Below are 17464 nucleotides of genomic sequence, written 5' to 3'. Positions count from 1 at the left end.
GCTATCGCGAGCAAGCTCGCTCCCACAATTGGATGAACGCCACTGGCCCTGTGGGAGCGGGCTTGCCCGCGAAGACGGCGGCTTATTCAACATCTCAGTGACAGAGACACCGCTTTCGCGAGCAAGCCCGCTCCCACATGGACTCGGGTTGACTCAGTCCGCCAATCGCCAGGTCGTCCCGCCCTTCCCGTCTTCCAGCACCACGCCCATGGCGGTGAGCTGGTCGCGGATGCGGTCGGATTCGGCCCAATTCTTATTGGCCCGGGCAGCCAGGCGTGCCTGGATCAATGCCTCCACCTCGGCGGCGTCCACACGGCCTGCGGCACCGGCCTGCAGGAAGTCATCGGCTTCGAGCTGCAACACACCCAGCACGCTGGCCAGTTCTTTCAGGCGGGCCGCCAGACCAGCCGCGGCATTGAGATCGCTCTCACGCAGGCGGTTGATCTCACGCACCATCTCGAACAGCACCGCGCAGGCTTCCGGCGTGCCGAAGTCGTCGTTCATTACTTCGGTGAAACGCGCCACGAACGCTTCGCCACCGGCAGGCGGCACGGCGGGCAGGCCCTTCAAGGCATGATAGAAACGCTCCAGGGCGCCCTTGGCGTCCTTGAGGTTGTCTTCCGAGTAGTTGATGGCGCTGCGATAGTGGCTCGACACCAACAAGTAACGCACGACTTCCGGGTGGTACTTGTCGAGCACGTCGCGGATGGTGAAGAAGTTGTTCAAGGACTTGGACATCTTCTCGCCGTTGATCCGGATCATGCCGCAATGCATCCACGCGTTGGCGTAGGTCTTGCCGGTGGCTGCTTCGCTCTGGGCGATTTCGTTTTCGTGGTGCGGGAACTCCAGGTCGCTGCCGCCGCCATGAATGTCGAACGTCTCCCCCAGGCAGCAGGTGGACATCACCGAGCATTCGATGTGCCAGCCCGGACGCCCGGCGCCCCATGGCGATTCCCAGCTCGGCTCGCCCGGCTTGACGCCTTTCCACAGAACGAAGTCCAGCGGATCTTCCTTGGCTTCGTCGACCTCGATCCGCGCACCGATGCGCAGGTCTTCGATCTTCTTGCGCGACAGCTTGCCATAGCCCATGAACTTGCCGACGCGGTAGTACACGTCGCCATTGCCCGGGGCGTAGGCGAAGCCCTTGTCGATCAAGGTCTGGATCATCGCGTGCATGCCCGGAATGTGGTCGGTGGCACGCGGCTCCATGTCCGGTTTCTTGATGTTCAGGCGCGCTTCATCTTCATGCATCGCGGCGATCATGCGCTCGGTCAACGCTTCGAACGACTCGCCGTTCTCGTTGGCGCGGTTGATGATCTTGTCGTCGATGTCAGTGATATTGCGCACATAGGTCAGGTCATAACCGCTGAACCGCAGCCAGCGGGTCACCAGGTCGAAGGCGACCATGCTGCGACCATGGCCGAGGTGGCAGTAGTCGTACACGGTCATCCCGCAGACGTACATGCGCACCTTGTTGCCATCCAGCGGCTTGAAGACTTCTTTGCTCTTGGTGAGCGTGTTGTAGATCGTAAGCACGGTGTTTCCTTAAGACTTGATCACTGGCCCCACGAATCACGCAGGGTCACGGTACGGTTGAATACCGGCTGGCCTGGTTTCGAGTCCTTGATATCCGCGACGAAGTAGCCTTCGCGCTCGAACTGGAAACGGTCTTCCGGCTGTGCATTGCCCAGCGAGGGTTCAGCACGACAACCGGTCAGCACTTGCAGTGAGTCAGGGTTGATGTTGTCCAGGAAACTCGCGCTGTCTTCGGCCTTCTCCGGGTTCGGAGAGCGGAACAGGCGATCGTACAGGCGCACTTCGCACTCGACGCTGGCAGCGGCCGGCACCCAGTGGATCACGCCCTTGACCTTGCGGCCCTCAGGGTTCTTGCCCAGGGTGTCCGGATCGTACGAGCAACGCAGCTCGACGATGTTGCCGTCGGCGTCCTTGATCGCTTCGTCGGCACGGATCACGTAGCTGCCGCGCAGGCGCACTTCGCCGTTCGGCTCCAGGCGCTTGTAGCCTTTTGGCGGCTCTTCCATGAAGTCATCGCGGTCGATGTAGATTTCACGGGCGAACGGCAGTTTGCGCACGCCGAGTTCTTCTTTTTGCGGATGACGCGGCAGTTCGAGGTTTTCGACCTGGTCTTGCGGGTAGTTGGTGATCACGACCTTCAACGGACGCAACACGCACATGGCGCGCGGGGCATTCGCGTCCAGATCCTGACGGATGCTGAACTCGAGCATGCCGAAATCGACCACACCGTCGGAACGGTTGGTGCCGATCATCTCGCAGAAGTTGCGGATCGACGCCGGCGTGTAGCCACGGCGGCGGAAGCCCGACAGCGTGGACATGCGCGGATCGTCCCAGCCATTGACGTGCTTCTCGTCCACCAGTTGCTTGAGCTTGCGCTTGCTGGTGATGGTGTAGTTCAGGTTCAAGCGGCTGAATTCGTACTGGCGCGGGGTGGCCGGCACGGGCAGGTGCTTGAGGAACCACTCGTACAACGGACGATGGCTTTCGAACTCCAGGGTGCAGATCGAGTGGGTGATGCCCTCGATGGCGTCCGACTGACCATGGGTGAAGTCATAGTTGGGGTAGATGCACCATTTGTCGCCGGTCTGGTGGTGATGGGCGTGACGGATGCGGTACATGATCGGGTCGCGCAGGTTCATGTTCGGCGAGGCCATGTCGATCTTGGCACGCAGCACCCGTGCGCCGTCCGGGAACTCACCGGCGCGCATGCGAGCGAACAGGTCCAGGTTCTCTTCCACGCTGCGCTCACGGAACGGGCTGTTCTTGCCCGGCTCGGTCAGGCTGCCGCGGTATTCCTTGGCCTGCTCGGGGGTCAGGTCGCACACGTAGGCGTTGCCGGACTTGATCAGTTCCACCGCCCAGTCGTGCAACTGGTCGAAATATTGCGAGGCGTAGCGCACCTCACCGGACCATTCGAAACCCAGCCACTTGACGTCGCTTTCGATCGCGTCGATGTACTCCTGGTCTTCCTTGGCCGGGTTGGTGTCGTCGAAACGCAGGTGCGTGACGCCGCCGAACTCCTGGGCCAGGCCGAAATTCACGCAGATCGACTTGGCATGACCGATGTGCAGGTAGCCGTTGGGCTCCGGCGGGAAACGAGTGACGATCTGTGTGTGCTTACCCGAGTCCAGGTCCGCCTGGATGATCGGGCGCAGGAAATTGACCGGCACGGCCGGGCCGGTCTTGGAATTCGAGGTAGGGTCGACAGTGGGCTTGCTCATAGGATCCTTGAACAGACAAGTGCGCGGCCGGGTGCGGCCTGATAAATCAAAGCCCGTATCATAGCCGATGCTGTCAAGCACCTGACAGGCCAGGCCGGCAAACGATTGAATTTAATCGCCGGCCAGATGAAAAACAGCCTCGAAATTCGTGCCCGGCACGCTAAACTGCCCAACCTGGCCGATTGCAGCCAGACCGGTTGCGGGCGTTTGTGCCCCGAAACCCACGAATTCCTTGAAAGAGTACCGACCATGAGCAAAGTCAAACTGACCACCAACTTCGGTGACATCGTTCTGCAACTGAACGCCGAGAAAGCGCCGCTGACCGTGGCCAACTTCATCGAATACGTCAACGCCGGCCACTACGAAAACACTGTGTTCCACCGCGTCATCGGCAACTTCATGATCCAGGGCGGCGGCTTCGAACCGGGCATGAAGGAAAAGAAAGACAAGCGCCCGAGCATCCAGAACGAAGCCGACAACGGCCTGCCGAACAAAAAGTACAGCGTTGCCATGGCCCGTACCATGGAGCCGCATTCGGCCTCCGCGCAGTTCTTCATCAACGTGGCCGACAACAGCTTCCTGAACCACAGCGCCAAGACCGTACAGGGCTGGGGCTACGCGGTGTTCGGTGAAGTGATCGAAGGCACCGACGTGGTCGACAAGATCAAGGGCGTCGCCACCACTTCCAAGGCTGGCCACCAGGACGTCCCGGCAGACGACGTGATCATCGAGAAAGCCGAGATCATTGAGTGATACTGCTGATTTCAGACTTGCATCTGGAAGAGGAGCGCCCGGACATCACCCGGGCGTTTCTGGATTTACTCGCCACACGCGCCCGCTCGGCGCAAGCGTTGTACATTCTGGGCGACTTTTTCGAAGCCTGGATCGGCGACGATGCCATGACGCCGTTCCAGCGTTCCATCTGCCAGGCCCTGCGCGAATTGAGCGACAGCGGCACGGCCATCTTCCTGATGCACGGCAATCGCGACTTCATGCTGGGGCAGGCCTTTTGCAAAGCGGCCGGCTGCACCCTGCTCAAGGACCCGAGTGTCGTGCAACTCAATGGCGAGCCGGTGCTGCTGATGCACGGCGACAGCCTCTGCACCCGCGACGAAGGCTACATGAAGCTGCGGCGCTGGCTGCGCAACCCGGTGACGCTGTTTATCCTGCGGCACCTGCCGCTGGGCAGCCGCCAGAAACTGGCGCGCAAACTGCGCAGCGAAAGCCGCACGCAGACACGCATGAAAGCCAATGACATCGTCGACGTCACGCCCGAAGAGATCCCGCGGATCATGCAGCAATACGGGGTGAAGATCCTGGTCCACGGCCACACCCACCGCCCTGCCATCCACAAGCTGCAACTGGGCGAACACGCCGCCCGGCGCATCGTGCTGGGGGATTGGGACAAGCAAGGCTGGGCGTTGCAGGTGGATGAACAGGGGTTTGCGTTGGCGCCGTTTGGGTTCGCCCCGCCGCCGCAGCTGCCTGCCCCCCACCCAACCTGAGATCCCCCTGTGGGAGCGAGCTTGCTCGCGATAGAGGTGTTTCAGTCAACATAAAAGTTGACTGTCAGGCCGCCATCGCGAGCAAGCTCGCTCCCACATTGAATTGTATTGACCTTTGGATCAGTGCCCCGCCGACGCCGGCCCCGCCTTCGCCGCGAACGGCGGTTTGGCCAGCCAAACCAGCAGGATCAACCCCATGAACGCCCACCCCAGCAGCGTGAAGTAATCCACGGTGGAGAGCATGTACGCCTGGCTGTTGAGAATCTGGTCGAGCTGGGCATAGGCCGGTGTGCTGGCACCGCCGAGCTGGTTGAGCGCTTCACGGGTGGCGGGCTCGAAGGTGCTGATGCTTTCGCTCAGGTAGGCATGGTGCTGGTCGGCCCGACGGATCCAGATCCAGGTGGTGAGGGACGCGGCAAAGCTGCCGCCCAGGGTCCGCAGGAACGTCGCCAGCCCCGCGCCGTCGGCGATCTGGTGGGGCGGCAGGTCGGACATCAGGATGCTCAGGGTCGGCATGAAGAACAGCGCCACGCCGATGCCCATGAACAACTGCACCAAGGCAATGTGCTGGAAATCCACCTCGTTGGTGAACCCGGCGCGCATGAAACAGCTCAGGCCGATGGCCAGGAACGCCAGGCCCGCCAGCAAGCGCAGGTCGAACTTGTGGGCATACTTGCCGACGAAGGGCGACATCAACACCGGCAGGATACCGATGGGTGCCACCGCCAATCCGGCCCAGGTCGCGGTGTAGCCCATCTGGGTCTGCAACCACTGCGGCAGAATCAGGTTGATGCCGAAGAACCCTGCGTAGCCCCCCACCAACACGATGGTACCGATGCGAAAGTTGCGATAGGCGAAGAGCCGAAGATTGACCACCGGATGCCGGTCGGTCATCTCCCAGATCACGAACACCGCCAGGGCAATGACCGAAATCACAGCGCCCATGATGATGAAGTTCGACTCGAACCAGTCCAGGTCGTTGCCCTTGTCGAGAATCACCTGGAGCGCACCGACACCGATGATCAGCGTGATCAACCCCACATAATCCATCGGCTGATGGCTGGTGACCACCGGCCGCGCCTTGAGTTGCTGGCGCACCACCATCACCGCGAAGACGCCGATGGGCACGTTGATGAAGAAGATCCACGGCCAGCTGTAGCTGTCGGTGATCCAGCCGCCGAGGATCGGTCCGGCAATCGGCGCCACCACCGTGACCATCGCCAGCAACGCCAGGGCCATGCCCCGCCTGGCCGGCGGGTAGACGGCGATGAGCAAGGTCTGGGTCATCGGGTACAACGGCCCGGCCACCAGCCCCTGGAGTACCCGAAAGCCAATCAGCTCCGGCATCGAGGTGGAAATGCCACACAAGAATGAAGCGAGCACGAACAGCATCGTCGCCCACAAAAACAGCTTCACCTCGCCAAACCGACGGCTGAGCCAGCCGGTGAGCGGCAGGGCGATGGCGTTGCTCACCGCGAACGAGGTGATCACCCAGGTGCCCTGCTCCGAGCTGACGCCCAGGTTGCCGGAAATGGTCGGCAAGGCGACGTTGGCGATGGTGGTGTCGAGCACTTGCATGAACGTCGCCAGCGACAGCCCGATAGTGCTGAGCAACAGGCTGGGCGGCGTGAAGGACGCGTTATTGCTCATTGCGAAATCCTATGAAACAGAGGTGGCGAAATCGTTTAGGTCAGGACACAAACCCTGTGGGAGCGGGCTTGCTCGCGAAGACGATTCCACGTTCAACATCTGTGTTGACTGATACTGCGCATTCGCGAGCAAGCCCGCTCCCACAGGGTTCTGCACCATCCTGCTGATGCAGAGGCCGGCCTGCGACAGTGCTCAGCGCTGCGCGGTCTTGCTCGCCGCGGAACTGTTGTCGTGGATCAGGCGGGTGATCATCGCGTCGGCCTCGGCCAACTGCCGGTCATAGACCTGGGTGCTGAACGAGGCTTTCTGCGGTGGCTGTTGGGCCAGCACCGGGCCGCTCTGGTCGTGCAGGTTGACGCTGACCTGGGTCGACAGGCCGACTCGCAGCGGATGTTTGGCCAGTTCTTCGGCATTGACATGAATGCGCACCGGCACCCGCTGGACGATCTTGATCCAGTTACCGGTGGCGTTCTGCGCCGGCAGCAAGGCGAACGCACTGCCAGTCCCGGCGCCCAGGCTGTCGATGGTGCCGCTGTACTTCACATCACTGCCGTACAGGTCGGCTTCGATGTCCACCGGCTGGCCGATGCGCATGTCGCGCAATTGGGTTTCCTTGAAGTTGGCGTCGATCCACAGCTGGTCCAGCGGGATCACAGCCATCAACGCCGTGCCCGGCTGCACCCGTTGGCCCAGTTGCACGGTGCGCTTGGCCACATAGCCGGTGACCGGTGCGATCAAGGTGCTGCGGGCGTTGGTCAGGAAGGCCTGGCGCAATTGCGCGGCGGCAGCTTGCACATCGGGATGGGACGACACCACGGTATCGTCCACCAAGGCGCTGGTGGTCTTGAGCTGTTGCCGGGCATTGGCCAGGGCATTCTGCGCCGAGGTCAGGTCATCCCGGGCGTGGGACAACTCCTCCTGGGAAATCGCTCCGCCGGCCGCCAGGTTCTTGCGGCGGCTGTAGTTTTCCTGGGCCTTCTGCACTTCGGCCTCTTGGGCATTGACCTGCGCCCGCATGCCATCGACGTTGCTGTACAAGCCACGCACCTGGCGCACGGTCCGGGCCAGGTTGGCCTGGGCACTTTGCAGCCCGACTTCGGCATCGTTCGGGTCGAACTGCACCAGCACCTGGCCTTCACGCACCAGGTCGCCGTCATCGGCACCGATGCTCACCACGGTGCCGGTAACCAGCGGCGTGATCTCCACCACGTTGCCGTTCACATAGGCATCGTCGGTGCTTTCGCTCCAGCGGCCATACAGTTCATGCCAGCCCCACACGCCCAGGCCCGCGAGTATGACAATCAGCGCCAGTGCCAACAGCATGACTTTGCGCTTGCGTGGGTTGCCGCTGTCTTGTGTATTTTCGGATTGAGTCGTTTCGGCAGTCGCCATGACAAGTACCTCGAATCAGTGGGTCGGCGTGGCAGGGGTCGGCGTGGCCGCCGCCAGGGTCTGGGCTTCGAAACCACCGCCCAGGGCCTGCATCAGTTGGATCGACAAATCGATCTGCTCGGCATTCAGGTTCGCCAGTTGGCGCTGGGCCTGGAGCAATTGCTGCTCGATGCTCAGCACGTCCAGGTAATTACCGATGCCCGAGCCGTAGCGCTGGACCACGGTGTCGTAAGAGTTCTGTGCGATGTCGGTGGCATGTTGCTGGGCACCGATCTGGCGAGCGATGTCGCGCAACTGGTTGATGGTGTCACTGACATCGCCAAGGGCCGTGACCAGGCTCTTGTTGTACTGCGCCACCGCCAGGTCGTAATCGGCGTCCCGGGCATCCAGGTCCGCCCGTAGGCGACCACCGTCGAAGATCGGCAACGACACGGTGGGCGCCACATTGAAGAAGCGGCTGGGCGAACCGAACATCGCATCGCCGAGCAATGACTGCACCCCCGCCGCCGCGCTCAGGTTGAGGTTGGGGTAGAAGTTGGTCTTGCCGGCCTCGATGTTCTTGCTGGCCGCCTCGACCCGCCAGCGCGCCGCGACCAGGTCCGGACGGCGGCCCAGCAACTCAGCCGGCAGGTTCGACGGCAAGGCGACCGCGCTGGCTTGCAGCACCTTGGGCCGGGCGATTTCACTGCCGCGATCCGGGCCCTTGCCCAGTAGCACCGCCAGGGCGATCTTGGCGCTTTGCAGGCGTTTTTCTGCGTCGATCAAGGTCGCATCGGCGCTGGCTTCCAGGCTTTCGGTCTGCTGGAACTGGTACTCGCTGTCGATACCGGCGCTGAGGCGGCGCTTGCCCAGGTCGAGCATCTGCCGGGTGCGCTTGAGGTCTTCGGCGGCCAGGTCATGAATGATGTGGGCCTGGCCCAGGTCGCTGTAGGCCCGGGCCACGTCGGCGGCCAAGGTCAGTTGCGCGGCCTGGCGATCGATCTCGGCGGCGCGGGCCTGGCCCAGGGCGGCTTCCCAGGCGGCACGCTGGCCACCCCAGAGGTCGAAGTTGTAGTTGAAGTCCACGCTCAGCGAACGCAGGGTGCTGTAAGCCCCGCCCTGCCCTTGCGGATCCTGGTCACGGGCCAGACGCGAACGGCTGACGCTGCCACTGGCATCCAGGGTCGGCAGGCGCGCCGCGTTGGCGGCATAGGCCGCGGCACTGGCCTGGTGGACCCGGGCGCTGGCGACCTGCATGTCCGGGCTGTCGCGCAGGGCTTCACGGATCAGGCCGTCGAGCTGCGGATCACCGAGGCTTTTCCACCAGTCGTTTTTCGGCCACGCGGCCGGCGACAGCGTGACCCCGGTCAGGGACTGTCCAGCCTGGAGGCTCTTGGCCTCGAGGCTGACGCCTTCGGTCTTCAGGCCGCTGTAGCTGGCACAACCGGCGAGGCTCATGGCCAACAGCACCAGGCTCAAGCGGGTACGCAAGGTTTGATGTTTCATTTGTCCCCCAATCGCAACACGGTGATGGGATCACCGGCGGCGAGCAGTATTTTCTTGAGGATGTCTTCGAGGGTTTGCAGCTCCTCGCGGCTGATGGCGCCGGCCAACTGGTTCATGGCGTCGGCACCAATGAACGGCAGGCGATCAGCGAGGGCCTGGCCGGCTTCGGTCAGCACCAACTGCACCTGGCGCCGGTCCTCTGCCGAGCGCTGGCGGACCAGGAAACCTTTCTGCTCCAGGCGATCGAGCATCCGCGTCATCGAGCCGCTGTCCAGGGACAGGTAGCGACACAGCTCCACCGGTGTGTCGATGCCGTGCTGGGCCATGATGATCAACACCTTGAACTGGGCGGCGGTTATACCGACGGGCTCCATGTGGGTGTCGATGATCCGGTCCTTGAGCAGCGCGGCGCGGCCGAGCAGCATGCCGAGGTGGCAATTGTGAAATTCGTCTGGGGTGAAATGCTTCATCTGAGCACCGTTTGCTGCCTAGGCAGTGAATTTATGTCGAGATATTACTGCTTAGGCAGCAAATGTCAAACAAATAGTTAGCTTGCTACGTACAAGCAGACAAAATGCAGACAAAACTGTGGGAGCGGGCTTGCTCGCGAATGCGGTAGATCAGTCAACTTATCTGTTGAATGACACACCGCATTCGCGAGCAAGCCCGCTCCCACAATGATTGGAAAGGACTTCAGAAATCGCGCTTGTAGAAGATATCCAGCGAACTGGCGACGCCGCTGGCGGCTTCGAGGTAAACCTTCTTGCTGAGCTTGTAGCGCAGGGCGATGGTGTTGGCCGGTTCGAACACGCCGACGCCGTAGCGCAGGCTGAGTTTTTCCGAGAGGTTGCCGCTGGCGACCACGCTGGTGGTGTTGCCGCTGCCTTGGGTGTCGAGTTGGAAATCGTCGATGCCCAGGTTATTGGCCAGGCTGCTGGTCACGCCCGAGCTGCCCATCAACCCCAGGCCCAGCGCCGCCTGGGCGAGCATGTTGTTGTCCTCGCCCGTGGTGCTCAGCGGCCGGCCCAGTACCAGGTAGGACAACGCCTGCTCCTGGCTCATGGCCGGCTCCGAGAAGATTTGCGTGGTCGGTTGCTCGGCGCTGCCGCTCAAGCGGATGCCGGCGATCACGTCGTCGGTCTGGCGAATCGCCTCGATGTCCAGGTAGGGCTGGTCGATGGGCCCGGCGAACAGCAGCCGGGCCCGACGCACCGTCAACCGTTGCCCGTAGGCCCGATAGCGGCCGTCGTTGAGCCACAGTTCACCGCGGGTGTCCAGGTTGTCGCCGATGTGCACTTGCCCCTGGACGTTGGCCGTCAGGCCGAAACCCGAGAACGCGAGTTTGTCCTGGCCGACGATCACGTCGATGTTCATCGCCATGGCTATCGGCGCCTTGCCCTCCTCGGTCTGGTGGCCGACGATCACCGTGTCATCCGACACCTTGACGGTAGACGGCGGCAGTTCGCGGACGGTGATCTCGCCTTTGGGCACCAGGACCTTGCCGGCAATGGAAAGCCGCTCGCCCTGCATCGTGATGTTCAGGTCCGGGGCGACATCGAGCACCGCGTACGGTTCGACGGTGACCGGCAGTTGGGAGCCCTTGAGGGCCAGGTTCAGGGTCAGGGCTTCGCCCCAGCCGATGTTCCCGGTCAGGCTGCCCTGCCCGCGCTTGCCGCTTTTCCAGGCGCCGTCGAGCCGTACCGTTTCGCCGGCAATCATCGCCCGCACCTGCAGGGCTTCGAGGCTGATCGGCAGTTCCGGGCCGGAGACTTCGCCGTCGCTGAGCACCAGGTTGCCGTTGACCTGGGGCGCGAGCAAACCACCCGACAACGTCCCGCTGCCGTTCAGGTGACCGGTGAGGGTTTCCACCATCGGCACGAACGGCCGGGCCACGGACAAGTCAAGGCCGGTCAGGCGGAACGAACCGCTCAAGGGCTTGCTGGCCGGCAGCGGATTGATCTGCGCCTGGAGCATCAGCTCGCCGAGCTTGGCACCGACGAAATTCAGGTCGGTGTCGATGCGCTTGGGGGTCAGGCGGCTATTGAGCGTCAAGGTCTGGTAGGGGAAGTCCAGCCATTGCGCCTTGTCCCCGGCCTTGTCACGGATGCGCAACGTACCGCCACTGGCGTCCACCAGGACCCGGCCATTCGGGCCACTCGCCGGCAGGTCCAGTTGCAGGTCCGCATTGAGCCGACCCTGCCAGGCAAAATCCTTGGGCATCCACTGGGCCAGGCTTTCGATGGGGAATTGCTTGAGGTGATAGCGCAGCTTCGGCTCCGGCATCAGCCGCTGGTCTTCACCGCACAGGCTGGCATCAAAGGAACGCCAGCAATGGGCGCCGACGTTAAGCGTGCCATCGGTCAGGCGCTCCAGTTTCGCCGGGGCTTGCAGGCGCCAGGCTTGCCCGCCGGCCTGTACTTCGCCACTGGCCAGGCGTCCGCGCCAATTGCCCTGGTCGAGGGCGCCGTCGAGCGCCAGGGTCGTGTCGAGCTGCGGCCCTTGCAAGTCCAGGTTGAGTGTTTGCCGATTGATGTCGCCCTGTCCGCTGACGGTCAGCACGCCCAGGGACGTTTCGCCGGCGCGGATGCCGCTGGCCTTGAGGTCGAGCTTGCCGCGCTGGGTGCTGTCGAGGGTCGCGTCCAGGTTCAGGCTTTGTAGGCGATTGTCCTGCAACGCCAATTGCGTGCCTTGCAGACCGAGCTTGCCTTGGGGCGCCTTGAGCGTGCCGGCGACATCGACCCGGCCAACGACCTGGCCGCGCAATTGCGGCCAGAGCTGGGCCAGGCGGGCGAGCTTGATGTCGATCTGGCCGGTGAGTTTCTGTTGCAGGCTGCCGGTGCCGTTGATGCGGTTATCCCCCAGGCGGATGTCCAGCGCGCTGAGGTTCCACTGCTCGCCGGCACCACTGGCCTTGGCCTGGAACAGCGCCGGTTGGCCGCGCAGCTTGCCCTTGAGATCCAGGTCCGCGTCGAGCTCGAGTCGGCCGTTCTTCATCGCGCCTTTGCTGCGCAACGGCCCGGCCAGGGTTCCGGGCAGCTCGCCGAGCCAGTACGCCGGGTTGATGGCCGACAGTTGCAGCGCCGTGTCCCAGGCAATGCCGTCGGCAAATTGCAGGCTCAGGTGTCCTTCGGCCTTGCCCTGCCCCGCGGCGAGCTTGAGTTGCGGCAGATGGATCTGCGTCAGGTTGCCGCTGAACGGGCTGTCCAGGCTGAACGCCCCGGCGGGGCCGTCCAGCGCGGCCTGGAAATTGCCCAGGTAGTTGCCATCGGTGTACGAGACTTCGCCATTGAAGCTGCGCAATGTCACCTGTGGCTCGTCGATCAGTGGATACAGGCGATGCCAGGGGAAATCCAGCCAGGCGACTTTCGCCTCGGCGCTCAAGCCGTCGCGCCAGTCCACCTGCCCGCTGAGTTTCAGGCTTTGCTGATTGCCGGCGTCCAGATCCAGGCCGGCGATCCGTGCGCCATTGGCGTCCACGGTGCCTTGCAGCAGCAATGCCACTGGCCCTTTTTCGGCGGGCAATGTCGCCTTGCCAAGCAATTGATAGCCATTTTTCAGATCGCCTTCGCCGGTCAATTCCAACTGATTGAGCAACAGCGTGTCCGGCAGCTCGGCGCTGGCCTTGAAACCGTCGGCGGTGATACGCACCTTGGCGGGCAGGTTGTCCGCCAGCGGTTGCAGCTCACCGGTCAACTGGCCTTGCAGGTAGCCGCTACTGTCGGCCTTGAGGTTGAGGGTCTTGAGCAGGTTGCCGTCGACTTTCAGGTCCAGGGCCCAAGGCGTGGCGCCCGGTGCTGGCAAGGTCAACCGGCCTTCGGCATTCAACGGCCAGTCGCCGCCGGGCTTGAGCAGGCCGGACAGTTTCAGACCCAGCTCATCGCGCTGCAACTGCACCGAGTCGATCTGCAGGCCCTCGGCGGTCCAATGGGCGGCCAATTGCAGGCCCTTGAGTTGCTCGCTGCCGTTGAACGACAGGCTGCCGACTTGCACATCGCCCAATTCGATCGCGAGCGGCAAGTCCAGGTCCGGCAAGCTGATCGGGCCGCTGCTCGGCTCATCGGCGGAGGCAGGCAATTGCAAGGCGACCTGGTCGGCCTTGAGCTGTTCGATGCACAGGGTCATGCGCGCCAGGCACAACGGCGACCAGGCGAATATCACTCGATCCATCGCCACCCGACTGTCGCCCTGCTGCCACAGCAGGTGATCGGCGCTCCACTGCCCGCCCAGCCGCCCCTGGAAATTCTCCACGGCCAGCCCCGGCACCAGGTCGAGGGCCCAGCGGCTGCCAAATGCCGTGCCCAGCACCGTGCTCAAGGCCAGCACGACCGCCAGCAGCCCCCCAACGAGGGCCAGTAGCGTTATCTTCACACCACGCTTCACAGCTCAGGCCCCATGGAAAAGTGCAATCGAATACCGCCTTCATCGTCCATCGCATGGGCCAGGTCGAGGCGGATCGGCCCCACCGGCGACACCCAGCGCACGCCGACACCCACGCCGGTCTTCAGGCTCGGCAGCTCAAGGCTGTTGAAGGAGTTGCCCTGGTCGATGAACGTCGCCACTCGCCATTTTTCCGCGATGGAATACTGATACTCGAGGCTGCCGGCGACCATGTAGCGACCACCGATACGGTCGCCCTCGGAGTTTTCCGGCGACAGGCTCTGGTAGTCATAACCCCGCACGCTCTGATCGCCACCGGCGAAAAAGCGCAGGGATGGCGGAATGGATTTGTAGCCATTGGTGGCGCTGCCGCCGATTTGCGCCCGCGCCAGCAAGCGATGCTTGTCGAACACCGTGGTCAGGCCCTTGACCATGGCGGTACCGTATACAAGGTTATTGTCCGAACCCAGCCCTTCCTTGGCGACCTTGGTGTCGAACTGCAAACGGTAGCCGTTGTGCGGGTCGATGCGGTTGTCGCTGCGCAGATAGGAATAGCTCACGCCCGGCATCAACAGCGTGCTCAGGCCAGCATCGTCGCCGAGGCGGTACTCCTCGCGCTGCCACTTGAGCGACACCACCCGCTGCCAGCCGCTGGGCAACTTGCTGTGCCATTCCGGGCCCACGGTGAGCAGTTTGCTGAGGCTGTCAGTGCCGGCCAGTTCTTCATATTGATAACCGCCGGCGTAGCGCATCTTGTCGGTCAGCGGCGGGTCCAGCGGCACGTCGTACCACAGTCCGACGTTTTGCCGGGGCGCCGACACTTCCGCTTCCCAGCCATAGCTGTGGCCCTGGGGGTTGACCCAGTGGCGTGTCCAGTTGGCTTTGGCCCGGGGGCCTACGTCGGTGGAAAAACCCAGGCCCAGGCCCATGGTGCGTGGCTTGCGCGTATCGAGCTTGACCGCCACCGGAATGACATTGTTGGTGGCGGCGGTGGGGGCCGCATCCACCCGAACGCCTTCGAAATAGCCGCTCGATTGCAAGGCCTGGTTGAGTTCGGCAATCAGCTCGGAGTCGTACGCCGTGCCGGCCTTGAACGGCACCATGCGTTGCAGCAGGTCTTCGTCGAACGGCGTGTCGCCCTCGAAGCTCACCGGGCCCAAGGCATAGCGCGGGCCGCTGTCGTAGACCAGTTCGATATCGGCGATGCCCGCCTGGGGGTCCACCAGGAGTTTCTGCTGGGTGAAACGACCGCTGAAATAACCGTAGCGCGAGGCCTGGTTCTGGATCACCCGTTTAGCGTCTTCATAGCGACCATGGTTGAGTACCGCGCCGGGCTTCAGCGCGGCGTTGTCGGGCACGCGAAAAGCCTTGAGCGAAGCCGCCGGCCCATCGATGCGCACGGTGACGTTGCGCAGGTGCACCGGCTCGCCGGGGTCGATGGTCAGCACCAGCCGTGGATCCTTGCCGCCCTTGACCTCGCTGTCGATCTGCGGCTGGTAGTAGCCCAGCGCCTGGGCGGCCTTGCGCGCCTGTTCCTCGGCGCCGCGACTGAAGCGCAGCAAGGCTTCCTCGTCACGGTCCCCCACGCCACCGATGTAACCTTCGACGTTGGCCTTGAGTTCATCATTGGACGGCTGGACGCGTACTTCCAATTCACTGTTTGCCAGTGCCGCGCAGCTGAAGGACAGCAAGAGCGCGCCACCGGTCATTCTTCCTGGGAGATTCATGGCGCGGATGCTATCACGAGCGTAGGTGCTTGATAGAGCCGGACATTTCCTAAAAGTTCGCCCGACTATGCCGTTGCGCTTTGCAGAATCTGCGGGTTGGCGTGGAAGAACACATGCTCGCGGATCGGTCCTACCGCGACTTCACCGATTTCCTCGTATCCCTGGCGTTTATAGAACTCAAGGTAGCGCGGGTTGCCGGTGTCCAGCACCACCCCTTGGGAATGCTCGTCCACCGCACACCAGTTATGGACCGCCTCGAGCAACTGCTCGCCGAAATGCTTGCCCTGGAACTGTGGGTGCACCCCCAGCAGCGGCAATACATGGACTGCATCCGACGGCAGGCAGGCCAGCACCGCCGCGTGGTACTCCAGATAGCGCCGGGTGCAGCGAAAACCGGTGCTCAAGACCATGCGCAGGCGCCAGGCCCAGCTTTCGGTGATGCCCAGGCGCCGCTGCGGCGGGGCGATCAGGGCGATGCCAATCAGGCGGTCGTTGACCAGCAGGCCGATGGCCGGCAGGTCCTGGAGAAAATGCTGTTTGACCAGCTCACGCACCGTGGCCCGTACCCGCTGTTCATAACCGGGACGCTCGGACTCGAACAGGTAGCTGAAGGTAGGCTCATGGCGATAGGCCTGGTACAGCAACGAACGGGCTTCGCGGGAATAACCACTGTCGAGCATATGGACGTCGGCGATGGCGGTTTCAGGCATGACGGTAGATCTCCTGGGGCGAGGCTCGATGGGGCCCTGCTCTTATTGAGTACGAACCCGATTGGGTTACGATCGTTCCTACACCCACAGGACATTAGCAGCGCATTTGTCCTACTGCCACGCTGGCTCCCTTCCCACATGTCAGCTAGCATCGCAGTTTTGCCAGGACAGCCGACCATGAAGATCGTCTCCTTCAACATCAACGGGCTGCGCGCCCGCCCCCATCAGCTGGCGGCGCTGATCGAGAAGCACCAGCCGGATGTGATCGGGCTGCAGGAAACCAAGGTTCACGACGAACAATTCCCCCTGGCCGAGGTGCAGGCCCTGGGTTACCACGTGCATTACCACGGGCAAAAAGGCCACTACGGCGTCGCCCTGCTCTCCCGCCAGGCGCCGCTGAGCCTGTACAAAGGCTTCGAAAGTGACGACGAGGACGCCCAGCGGCGCTTCATCTGGGGCACCTTCGCCGATGCCAACGGCGTACCGGTGACCATCATGAACGGTTACTTCCCCCAGGGTGAAAGCCGTGACCATCCGACCAAATTCCCGGCCAAGGAGCGATTCTACAGCGATTTGCAGCAACTGCTGGAAAGCCGCTTCAGCAACGACCAGCCGGTGGTGGTGATGGGCGACGTGAACATTTCCCCGGAAGACTGCGACATCGGCATCGGCCCGGACAACATGAAGCGCTGGCTGAAAACCGGCAAATGCAGCTTCTTGCCGGAAGAGCGCGAATGGATGGCCCGCCTGAAGAACTGGGGCCTGGTGGACAGCTTCCGCCACCTGAACCCGGACGTCACCGACCGTTTCAGTTGGTTCGACTACCGCAGCCGCGGTTTCGAGGACGAGCCCAAGCGCGGCCTGCGCATCGACCTGATCCTCACCTCCCACGGCCTGCTGCCGCGGGTCAAGGACGCTGGCGTGGACTATGAGCTGCGGGGCATGGAAAAACCGTCGGACCACGCGCCGATCTGGTTGCAATTGAGCTGATCGCGTCCCCCTAATGAAATGGTCCTCTCAGACCTCCCCCAGTGAAAGCTAAGCTTTCACTGGGGGATCTACCGGAGACCGCCGCCATGAATACTGACAATCTTGCTATTACCAGCTTGGATCTAGGCAAAAACTGCTTCCACTTCTACGGTCAAGATAACCGCGGGCGCCACCTGTTCCGTGCCAAGGTTTCACGCGCTCAGGTTTTTGCCTTCATTGCTCAACTGCCCGCTTGCACCCTGGCTATGGAAGCCTGCGGCGGTGCGCATTTCATGGGCCGATTCGCAGTCAGTTGTGGCCATCAACCCAAACTCATAGCAGCCCAACATGTACGTCCTTACGTCAAAAGCAACAAGAACGACTATGTCGAT

At 62.7% G+C, this 17464-nt stretch carries 12 protein-coding genes and 1 pseudogene; 4 read left to right on the top strand and 9 right to left on the bottom strand.

The features are described 5' to 3' along the window. Positions 1–153: 153 nt before the first annotated feature. Both cysS and BLP82_RS27275 read right to left on the bottom strand, forming a co-directional pair. Positions 154–1536, bottom strand: a complete 1383-nt coding sequence (cysS, locus tag BLP82_RS27280) for a cysteine--tRNA ligase (RefSeq protein WP_092175770.1) — start codon at positions 1534–1536, stop codon at positions 154–156. Positions 1537–1556: 20 nt separating this feature from the next. After that, entirely contained in the window at positions 1557–3257 is a 1701-nt protein-coding gene (locus BLP82_RS27275; protein ID WP_092175766.1) for a glutamine--tRNA ligase/YqeY domain fusion protein, read from the bottom strand. A gap of 249 nt (positions 3258–3506) precedes the next feature. Between BLP82_RS27275 and BLP82_RS27270 the strand changes: the two genes are divergently transcribed. Together BLP82_RS27270 and BLP82_RS27265 are read left to right on the top strand one after the other, a co-directional pair. Then, the gene (locus BLP82_RS27270; protein ID WP_072405388.1) at positions 3507–4010 is read left to right on the top strand and encodes a peptidylprolyl isomerase; all 504 of its coding nucleotides are present in this window, start codon (positions 3507–3509) and stop codon (positions 4008–4010) included. After that, entirely contained in the window at positions 4007–4762 is a 756-nt protein-coding gene (locus tag BLP82_RS27265; RefSeq protein WP_092175762.1) for a UDP-2,3-diacylglucosamine diphosphatase, read from the top strand. The genes BLP82_RS27270 and BLP82_RS27265 overlap by 4 nt, the downstream gene beginning before the upstream one ends. A 120-nt stretch (positions 4763–4882) precedes the next feature. Here BLP82_RS27265 and BLP82_RS27260 read toward each other — a convergent pair whose 3' ends face one another. From BLP82_RS27260 to BLP82_RS27230, 7 genes are all read right to left on the bottom strand, one after another. Further along, positions 4883–6412, bottom strand: a complete 1530-nt coding sequence (locus tag BLP82_RS27260) for a DHA2 family efflux MFS transporter permease subunit (RefSeq protein WP_092175758.1) — start codon at positions 6410–6412, stop codon at positions 4883–4885. Positions 6413–6604: 192 nt separating this feature from the next. Beyond that, positions 6605–7804, bottom strand: coding sequence for an HlyD/EmrA/EmrK family protein (locus BLP82_RS27255; RefSeq protein WP_092175754.1), 1200 nt, complete (start codon positions 7802–7804; stop codon positions 6605–6607). 15 nt (positions 7805–7819) lie between these two features. Continuing rightward, the gene (locus BLP82_RS27250) at positions 7820–9289 is read right to left on the bottom strand and encodes an efflux transporter outer membrane subunit (RefSeq protein ID WP_092175750.1); all 1470 of its coding nucleotides are present in this window, start codon (positions 9287–9289) and stop codon (positions 7820–7822) included. Next, positions 9286–9759: a MarR family winged helix-turn-helix transcriptional regulator gene (locus BLP82_RS27245; RefSeq protein WP_072405232.1), complete on the bottom strand. Its 474-nt coding sequence runs from the start codon at positions 9757–9759 to the stop codon at positions 9286–9288. The genes BLP82_RS27250 and BLP82_RS27245 overlap by 4 nt, the downstream gene beginning before the upstream one ends. A gap of 223 nt (positions 9760–9982) precedes the next feature. Continuing rightward, entirely contained in the window at positions 9983–13669 is a 3687-nt protein-coding gene (locus BLP82_RS27240; protein ID WP_092175745.1) for a translocation/assembly module TamB domain-containing protein, read from the bottom strand. Continuing rightward, complete coding sequence (locus BLP82_RS27235) at positions 13666–15393, bottom strand: autotransporter assembly complex protein TamA (RefSeq protein ID WP_218189440.1); 1728 nt, start codon at positions 15391–15393, stop codon at positions 13666–13668. Before BLP82_RS27235 ends, BLP82_RS27240 begins: the two co-directional genes overlap by 4 nt. 65 nt (positions 15394–15458) lie before the next feature. After that, the gene (locus BLP82_RS27230; RefSeq protein ID WP_092175736.1) at positions 15459–16103 is read right to left on the bottom strand and encodes a GNAT family N-acetyltransferase; all 645 of its coding nucleotides are present in this window, start codon (positions 16101–16103) and stop codon (positions 15459–15461) included. Between the two features lie 177 nt (positions 16104–16280). Here BLP82_RS27230 and xthA point away from each other — a divergent pair, with 177 nt between their 5' ends. Then, positions 16281–17093, top strand: a complete 813-nt coding sequence (gene xthA / locus BLP82_RS27225) for an exodeoxyribonuclease III (RefSeq protein WP_092175732.1) — start codon at positions 16281–16283, stop codon at positions 17091–17093. Positions 17094–17179: 86 nt separating this feature from the next. Then, positions 17180–17464, top strand: a pseudogene (locus tag BLP82_RS30985) (IS110 family transposase); the annotation flags it as partial.

Source organism: Pseudomonas sp. NFACC37-1, assembly GCF_900101575.1.
GTDB classification, from domain to species: Bacteria; Pseudomonadota; Gammaproteobacteria; order Pseudomonadales; family Pseudomonadaceae; genus Aquipseudomonas; species Aquipseudomonas fluorescens_AA.
This window is presented reverse-complemented; position numbering and strand designations above follow the sequence as displayed.

Excerpts from the sequence above, each read along its gene's own strand:
- BLP82_RS27275 (WP_092175766.1), bottom strand. The coding sequence starts at position 3,257 with ATGAGCAAGCCCACTGTCGACCCTACCTCGAATTCCAAGACCGGCCCG.
- BLP82_RS27270 (WP_072405388.1), top strand. The coding sequence starts at position 3,507 with ATGAGCAAAGTCAAACTGACCACCAACTTCGGTGACATCGTTCTGCAA.
- BLP82_RS27260 (WP_092175758.1), bottom strand. The coding sequence starts at position 6,412 with ATGAGCAATAACGCGTCCTTCACGCCGCCCAGCCTGTTGCTCAGCACT.
- BLP82_RS27255 (WP_092175754.1), bottom strand. The coding sequence starts at position 7,804 with ATGGCGACTGCCGAAACGACTCAATCCGAAAATACACAAGACAGCGGC.
- BLP82_RS27250 (WP_092175750.1), bottom strand. The coding sequence starts at position 9,289 with ATGAAACATCAAACCTTGCGTACCCGCTTGAGCCTGGTGCTGTTGGCC.
- BLP82_RS27245 (WP_072405232.1), bottom strand. The coding sequence starts at position 9,759 with ATGAAGCATTTCACCCCAGACGAATTTCACAATTGCCACCTCGGCATG.
- BLP82_RS27235 (WP_218189440.1), bottom strand. The coding sequence starts at position 15,393 with ATGAATCTCCCAGGAAGAATGACCGGTGGCGCGCTCTTGCTGTCCTTC.
- BLP82_RS27230 (WP_092175736.1), bottom strand. The coding sequence starts at position 16,103 with ATGCCTGAAACCGCCATCGCCGACGTCCATATGCTCGACAGTGGTTAT.
- xthA (WP_092175732.1), top strand. The coding sequence starts at position 16,281 with ATGAAGATCGTCTCCTTCAACATCAACGGGCTGCGCGCCCGCCCCCAT.